The organism is Desulfosarcina sp., from assembly GCF_041551955.1.
GTDB lineage: Bacteria > Desulfobacterota > Desulfobacteria > Desulfobacterales > Desulfosarcinaceae > Desulfosarcina.
This window is the reverse complement of sequence record NZ_JBFELV010000255.1, coordinates 1-7,295: the sequence shown is the minus strand read 5'-3', so window position 1 is coordinate 7,295 and position 7,295 is coordinate 1. Positions and strand designations below refer to the sequence as shown.

Below are 7,295 nucleotides of genomic sequence, written 5' to 3'. Positions count from 1 at the left end.
CGGTGCGATGGCAGATGTGGCAGGCTTCGGCCTTGATGTTGGTGGTTTGCTCCACCTCGTCGGGGTTGTTGGAGTATTTGATCTCCCCGTCCTTGTTGTAAATGCGGATGTTCTTGATCTCTGGGACGCGGCCGATGTTGTTGATGATCTGGTTGATCTCGTCCCGGGAGTTGAGCATCATGGCGTAGTGGGTGCCCAGCCGGATGGTGGTGGTGAGGCGGTCGGTGCCGGCCAGCATGTTTTTGACCATCTTCTCCTTTTGATAACGGATGTTGAAAAAGGCCCAGGTAGCGATGGTGACCAGCAGTACGATGCCCACCGTGAGGATGAGTTTGGCGGCCAGGCTGTTGCGCAGGTTGTCGATAATTCGGATCATTGCTTAATTTTCTCTCGAAAATCATCCAGAACAGCCAAATTCAAATCAAGGCCGAGTTCGTTACTGTCCAGTCCCATGGCCAGTCCCAGCAACTGCGGCAGGTAAAGTATGGTGATAGACAGATCCGCTCCGGCCATTCGGGAGGTCTTGGATTGCCAGGCATCCAAATTCATCTGGCACATGGGGCAGACGGTGACGATGAGGTCGGCGCCCTTGGCTGCTTTTAAAATGGCGCTGACCCGTGCGAGGCCCACCTTCGGTTGGGTACTCACCAAAGATGCCCCGCAGCAGCGGGCGGCCATCTCCCAGACGTGAACGGCGGCGCCGGTCAGTTCGATCAGGGGTTCCATGGAGACCGGCCGCTCCGGGTCATCGAATTCCCGGTAGGGTCGCAGGCACTGGCATCCATAGTAGGCGGCCACGCTAAGGCCAGACAAAGATCGTTCCATCAGCGGCGCCAGGTGCTGTGCACCCAGGTCCACGGCCAGTATATCCAGCAGATGACGGATCCGCACGCTGCCAGTGGCCGTGAGGTTCACAGCCGAAAGGGCCTGGTTGATCGTCGCCCGGCCCGCGGCGTCGTTGCGCAATGCGTCGTGGGCTTTTTTCAAGTTCAGGTAGCAGGCACTGCACGGTACCAGGACCTGACCGTCGTCGGCCACCTGTTCGGCCAGGGCCAGGTTGCGGGCACTCAACGAGAGAGAGAGCAAATGGCTGATGGGGGCGGCTGCACTGGCGCCGCAACAGGTCCAGCCGTCAATTTCCGTCAGCTTGACGCCGGCTGCGGCCAACACTGCCCGTGTGGCCAGGTCATATTCACGGGCCGAGGCGGTGAGGCTGCATCCCGGGTAGTAGAGATAATTCATCCGCGGCCCTCCTTCTCAAGGAGTCCATCCGGTCGCCGCTCCAGGTCCGCCACCTTCTCGAACAGGGCGTCCAGGGGCGTTGCGACTGTTTTGCCCAATCCCATCTCCATCTTGCCCTTGGCCATTAGCTTGATGCCCAGTGGTGCGAAGCGCATGGGTGCCGTTGGACTTTTCATGGCCGTGAAGTAACTGGTCATGAAGGCCATCTCGTGAATGCGGCCGTGACGCCGAACGGTTTGCATGAATTTTTCGTAAAACAGGCGACTGCTGCGATGCTGTCTTTCGTGCCGGGCAAAGGCGATGCCCTTAAGCGATTCCATGGCTTCGGTCAGGGGAAGTCCCCGCGGACAGCGCAAGGTGCAGGTGTAGCAGTCCGAACAGAGAATAAAGGTCCTGCTCGCCATGACATCGGAAAGGCGTCCCAGGATCACCAGCCGCCACATTTTTCTCGGGGTCAGGTCCATTTCCAGCGCATTGGGGCACGAGCCGGTGCAGGTGCCACACTGAATGCAGGCGCTGACCATAGTCCGGACTGCATCCAGGGAGACATGTTGGTCTTCAGCCGTCTTCAATGCGGTAACCAGTGGTGGATACATAAATATTTACCTGTATAAATTAAGTATTTTTAAAGCTCTATTCGTGTCTTCTTGTCAGAAAACAGAAGACCAATATCAAAATCACAACGGCCAAAAAACAAATCACAAATGAACCACAATGACCCAATTCAAAATTCCAAACCGCGTGATGTCGAAGAGAGGTATTTGAGATTTGCAGCTTGGAACCGCGATAGCGAGCGCATTCCCCGCCGCTTGCGGCGGGGTTGGTGAGCGAACTGGAAATCGATTTTCATCCTTTCGGTGCTGTGCAACCCTGCCGTTAGTGGCAGAACATTCCACGCGGCTTGCCGCGGGGAGGATTCAATTTATTTGGAACTTGGTCTTTGTAATTTGTTTTTTACATGGTCATTGCTCCTTCTATGGCGCCCAACATGCTCCGATGGGAGAATCCTTCCACGATGGATGCACTGTTGGGGCACACCGTGGCACAATCTCCACATCCCTGGCACATGGCCGGGTTGACCTCGACGCGCTGCCCGGTCTCGTCCAAAAAACGGGCGCCATATGGACAGGTGTCAATACAGCGCAGGCACAGGGTGCACAGACTGGGGCGAACGACGGCCGTGACGCGTGCGGCCGGCAGCCGTTCGGCCAACAATATCGCCAGCGCGCGCCCGGCGGCGGCTTCGGCCGTGGCCACTGCCTCGGGAATGGAGCGCGGTGACAGGGCGATGCCGCAGCCGAAAACCCCGGCCTTCAACGCCTCCACCGGACGCCATTTGGCATCCGCCTCCTGGAAAAAGCCGTCCCGATCCCGTTCGGCGCCGTAAGCCCGAGCCAGTGTTTCGGGCAGGCAGGGCTGGATACCGGTGGCCAGGACCAGCAGGTCTGCGGTAATTTCCACCGCCGCATCCAAAATGGGGTCGTAAAGCCGCACCGAAACGGCCGCCTTTTCATTGGGGTCCATGCTGACCTCCGGTTTACGGTCCGGCCGGTACTGGAAGAAGAGAACCCCCTGCTTGCGGGCTTCGGTGTACCAGGCTTCGTTCAGGCCGCAGGTCATCATGTCCCGATAGAGAATGTAGATCTGGAGATCGGGACGGCGGTTTTTCAGCCAAAGGGCATGCTTCAGGGCCGTGGGGCAGCAGACGCGGCTGCAGTAGTTTCGCGGTTCCTCCCGGGAGCCCACGCATTGAATCATGACCACGGTGGTTATCCCCTCGATGTCCAATCGGTTCTCGTGAATACGCGTCTCCAACTCTCGCTGGGTGACCACCGCTTGGCTGGTTCCGTGGCCGTACTCATCGGTGAGGGCTTCGCCACCACCGGTGGCCAGGATCACGGCACCGTGTTCTACGGTCGTGGCGGGCTCCCCGTCTGTCTCGATGGTGGAAAAAAAGTGCCCGGCCTGGCCGAAGGCGCCGACCACGCGGCTTTTGGTCATCACTTCGATCTTGGGATGTTTTTCGATCTGATGGGTGGTTTCGGTTAAAAAGGGGGCGATGGGCGTTCCATCGATAGTCTGTTCGAGCCAAACCAGATTGCCGCCTAGTCTTTTGGACGCCTCTACGAGGGTGACCGCTACACCGTGGCCCGCGACCGCCAGGGCCGCATGCATGCCGGCAATACCCCCGCCCACCACAAGTGCTCGGTTGACCACAGAAGTATAGTGGCTTTCTTCTATAGGGATATTTTTCAATCTATAGATACCGGCCATGATGGTGGCCACGGTGGCAGGTCCGGCCAGCCCAGGGTGGTCATCCATGGCCACCGATTCGATCTGCGTCGGATCCAGACCAATGGCGGTGGCCAGACCGCGGGCTTTTTTACCATAGACAAAGGTGCGGCAGGTGCCCACCAGCAGGCGGTTGACATCGGTGACGTCCATTTCCGTGAGGTCGTTCCAACCCTGGGCCGTGCAGATACGCTCTTGGATCACCACCCGGGCGACCGCCGGATCCTGCTGCAGTCGTGCTGACAGCGCGTCCAGATCAAACTCCGTTGCCGTGTTGTTCTCACAACGGCATAGCACGACCAGGATTCGGGGCGGCTCACGGGAAACATCTCGAGCGGTCATGGGAGCAGTCGTTTTTTCGGCCAAACCGCCCCCGGCCCGGTGAATCGTTCGGGAGGCGTTGACGGCTGCCGAAGAGGCGCGGATCACCGATTCGGCAATATCAGTGGGGCCGGTGAGGGTTCCCCCGGCGAAAACGCCGGCCCGCGAGGTGCGGGTGTCGGAGAAGGGGACGGTTTTCACGAAATCGAATTCGTCGGTGTCCACATCCAGGCCTTCGGCCAGGGCTGCCGTATGTGGGTTGGCCCGCTGGCCGATGGAGAGCACCACCAGATCGAAGCGCTCCTCATGGATGTTTCCGGTTGCGGATGTCCAGCGGATGGCCACATCCTGGTTGCCGGGGGAGGGGGCGATGGAGTGGACCCGGCCTCGTTCCAGCCGCACGCCCCCGGGCGATTCGGTTTCCTCTCCATAGCGATCAAAGGTTTTGCCGAAGGTGCGCATGTCCATGTAAATAATTGTGGCTTGAAAATCGTCGCCGGCCACCCGTTTGGCCACGGCCGCCTCTTTGAGGGCAACCATGCAGCATACCGTGCTGCAGAAATCGGCACCGGATTGAAGATCCCGGGAGCCCACACATTGAATCCAAGCAGCCTTTTTTATCGGTCGTTTGTCAGACGGGCGCAGCAGGCGGCCACCGTCGGGCCCGGTGCCGCTGAGCATGCGCTCGAACGCCAGGTTGGTGACCACATTGGGTACGATACCGTATCCCATGGGGTTTTTTCCGGCCAGCGGGTCAAAACCGGTCGTCCCGGTGGCCAGAACAATGGCGCCAACGGTTTGTTTACGGTAGGCGGCTTCCTGAAAAGCGGCATGCACGGCCGCCACTTTGGGGATCAGGGCTTCTGGCTCGAAGGGCTTGATCAGGTAGTCCATAGCACCGAATTTCATGGCATCCACGGCGGTCTCAACGGTGGCGTAGGCAGTCATCATCAAGGTCTGCAGGGCCGGTCGAATGATCATGGCTTTTTCAAGCACCGTTACGCCATCCATGCCCGGCATCTTGATATCCAGGAGCATCAGATGAAAGGACTCGGCAGCGAGTTTTTCCAGGGCTTCGGGGCCCGAGGCCGCCATTTCAACGCCGTAGCCTTCTTCGTCACCCAGCCAGGCTTCCAGAGATTGTCGAATGATGGCCTCATCGTCCACCACCAGGATGCGAAAGGCCTGGCGACCCATGGCCGACAGGTGGATGGCCCCGGTGGGGCAGACGGGCTCACAGGCTCCGCAGCGGGTGCAGGCCACCGGGTCGATGGTAAAGGTGTTGGGGATGTTGTGGGGCACCGGCAGATAGATCGCCTTGTGTTGCGTCAGACCGGCGTTAAAGGCGTCGGGGACCCTTACCGGGCAAACCTCGCTGCAACGGCCGCACCCGATGCAGCGGTCTGGATCGACGGGGCGGGGGGCTTGATTCAAGGTGACCTCAAATCGGCCCGGTTCGCCGGCCACCGAGTCCAAGGTGGTACCCAGCAGGAGGTCGATGTTGTCGTGGAAAAGGCCTTTTCGCAAACAGGTCTGCATGCCGCCGTCCCGGTCCAGCATGGGCAGCATGCGACACATGCCGCAGCGGTCCGTGGGAAACTGGTAGTCCAGCTGGCTCAGGATACCACCCATGTGAGGCGCCTGGTCGACCAGGGTCACCCCGTATCCCATCTGGGCCAGGTCGATGGACGCCCGAATGCCGCTGATCCCGGCGCCTACCACGAGTGCGCTGCCGATTTTCCGATCCATCTTTTTCTCCCATTCAACTGAGTTGATAGGCTCAAAGCAGAAGCGCTCGAAGCTCAGGGCTGAACGTTCAAAGATTGATGGTCTCGTAAAAAGACGATAATTGCTCTTATGTGTCATTTCCGCGCAGGCGGGAATCCAGTGTTATCAGTCTGTTGTAGATTCCCGCCTACGCGGGAATGACACGTCTGGGGACTTTTTACGTTTCCATTATGATTATCCCAGAACCCAGAACGCTGAACGCTGAACCCCGAACCCCGAACGCTGAACCCCGAACTCTGAACCCAGAACCCAGAACCCAGAACTCTGAACTATCCCATCCCCACCACCTCGCCATACTCCTCCTCCTTAAAACCGCACATGGGCGGCTGCTGGGAAAGGTCCAGGCCGGCCCCGTAACCGAAGGCCTTCTGGGTGTGCTGGGCCACCATGGTGAAAAGGTCGGACAAGGGGATGTCGTTGGGACAGGCATTGGTACACTGGCCACAACCCACGCAGGCGGTGCTGATGTGGGCCATGCGGGTCAGGTGGAAAAAAAGCGTGTCCGTGGGCATCTTGACGCCTCCCTTGCGACGGGCCCACTGCAGATATTGAAACGGTTCGTGACGAAAGGTGTCGGTCGTAAAGACACAGACCGTGCAGTAGCACACCGGACAGGCCGCGCGGCAGTTATAGCAGTTGACACAGTCGGCCAGATAGGTGGACAACCCCTGGATACTACCGGTGGAGGCGGCCACGGATGTAAACATCTGTTCCCGGTATTGTTTGCGCTGTTTCAAGGTTCCGGCGAGGATCGTTTTGCGCTGCGGTGGCGCTTTCTCCGCCGGCGGAAGGTCCAGGCCTGCGAGTTCGGTTTGACCCATCTTTGTTTGTGCCCGGGCAGTCAAGGCGTGGGTCGAATCGGTGCCAAACAGTTCCACGGCGATATCGGCGCCATCGGGAGCCGGATGGTCGCAGGCCCGGCAGGCGGCCGTAAGGGTTATGGCTTCATCGATCGGATCGCCGGAGAAGGCCGCGACGCAAAACGCGGATGTGGCAGCATCGGCTGTTTCATGCCGGTCGGCAAATCTTCTGAAATCGGCATTGGAAAGGGCGCCCGGACAGTCGAGGCCGATGATGAGCACATCGTCGCGCTTACCCTGATTCAGTTTGACCAGTTCATTGAAGGCGCGAATTTCACAGGGGCGCAGGACCGCGGCCAACCTGCCGCCTGTCGGCAGCCGGGTGAGCCGGGCCAGCTGTTGGGCGCCGTTAACCGGAAAGGCCGGCGACAACGGGTCGGCTGCTTGCAGCCGTGCCGGATCCGACACCAGCGTAGGCATGATGCGGTTCTTCACGGCCAGCCGGGTGGGGACGAGCATGGCATCGATTCCCGCCTTGTCCATGACCGTAGCCAAAAATGATCGAATGCCGGAGAGCCGGTCTTGGTTGTCGGTGTCGATGAGAATGGCCTTTGTCATATTATCCTCCGGAATTAGATCACCATCTTCAGATCAGGAAGCGTCGGTCCCAGCTCCCGGGTCTGGGCCACCAGATCCTTCATGATGCCGGCGAACTGGATGCCGTCGCTGGCGCCGATCCAGGTCAGCCGCAGCCGCCGGCTGTCGATGCCGAACTGGGGCAGGATCTCCTTGAGTAGCTTCACTCGGCGCCGGGCCTTGTAGTTGCCATTGATGTAGTGGCAGTCCCCGGGG

At 59.5% G+C, this 7,295-nt stretch carries 5 protein-coding genes and 1 pseudogene; all 6 read right to left on the bottom strand.

Translation table 11 applies throughout. The annotated features are described in order from the left end of the window. Positions 1–376 (bottom strand): annotated as a pseudogene (locus tag ABYV26_RS16995) (PAS domain-containing sensor histidine kinase); the annotation flags it as partial. After that, entirely contained in the window at positions 373–1,242 is an 870-nt protein-coding gene (locus ABYV26_RS16990; RefSeq protein ID WP_372682546.1) for a CoB--CoM heterodisulfide reductase iron-sulfur subunit B family protein, read from the bottom strand. The gene ABYV26_RS16990 and the pseudogene ABYV26_RS16995, both read right to left, overlap by 4 nt. Further along, the gene (locus ABYV26_RS16985; RefSeq protein WP_372682545.1) at positions 1,239–1,838 is read right to left on the bottom strand and encodes a 4Fe-4S dicluster domain-containing protein; all 600 of its coding nucleotides are present in this window, start codon (positions 1,836–1,838) and stop codon (positions 1,239–1,241) included. The genes ABYV26_RS16990 and ABYV26_RS16985 overlap by 4 nt, the downstream gene beginning before the upstream one ends. A gap of 358 nt (positions 1,839–2,196) precedes the next feature. Further along, complete coding sequence (locus ABYV26_RS16980) at positions 2,197–5,604, bottom strand: response regulator (protein ID WP_372682544.1); 3,408 nt, start codon at positions 5,602–5,604, stop codon at positions 2,197–2,199. Between the two features lie 308 nt (positions 5,605–5,912). After that, complete coding sequence (locus ABYV26_RS16975) at positions 5,913–7,061, bottom strand: 4Fe-4S dicluster domain-containing protein (RefSeq protein ID WP_372682543.1); 1,149 nt, start codon at positions 7,059–7,061, stop codon at positions 5,913–5,915. Between the two features lie 14 nt (positions 7,062–7,075). Then, positions 7,076–7,295 (bottom strand): hydrogenase iron-sulfur subunit (locus ABYV26_RS16970; protein WP_372682542.1); only part of this gene is annotated, 220 nt, incomplete at its 5' end.

Bases quoted from the DNA above. Each gene is read 5' to 3' on its own strand.
- ABYV26_RS16990 (WP_372682546.1), bottom strand. From the start codon at position 1,242: ATGAATTATCTCTACTACCCGGGATGCAGCCTCACCGCCTCGGCCCGT.
- ABYV26_RS16985 (WP_372682545.1), bottom strand. From the start codon at position 1,838: ATGTATCCACCACTGGTTACCGCATTGAAGACGGCTGAAGACCAACAT.
- ABYV26_RS16980 (WP_372682544.1), bottom strand. From the start codon at position 5,604: ATGGATCGGAAAATCGGCAGCGCACTCGTGGTAGGCGCCGGGATCAGC.
- ABYV26_RS16975 (WP_372682543.1), bottom strand. From the start codon at position 7,061: ATGACAAAGGCCATTCTCATCGACACCGACAACCAAGACCGGCTCTCC.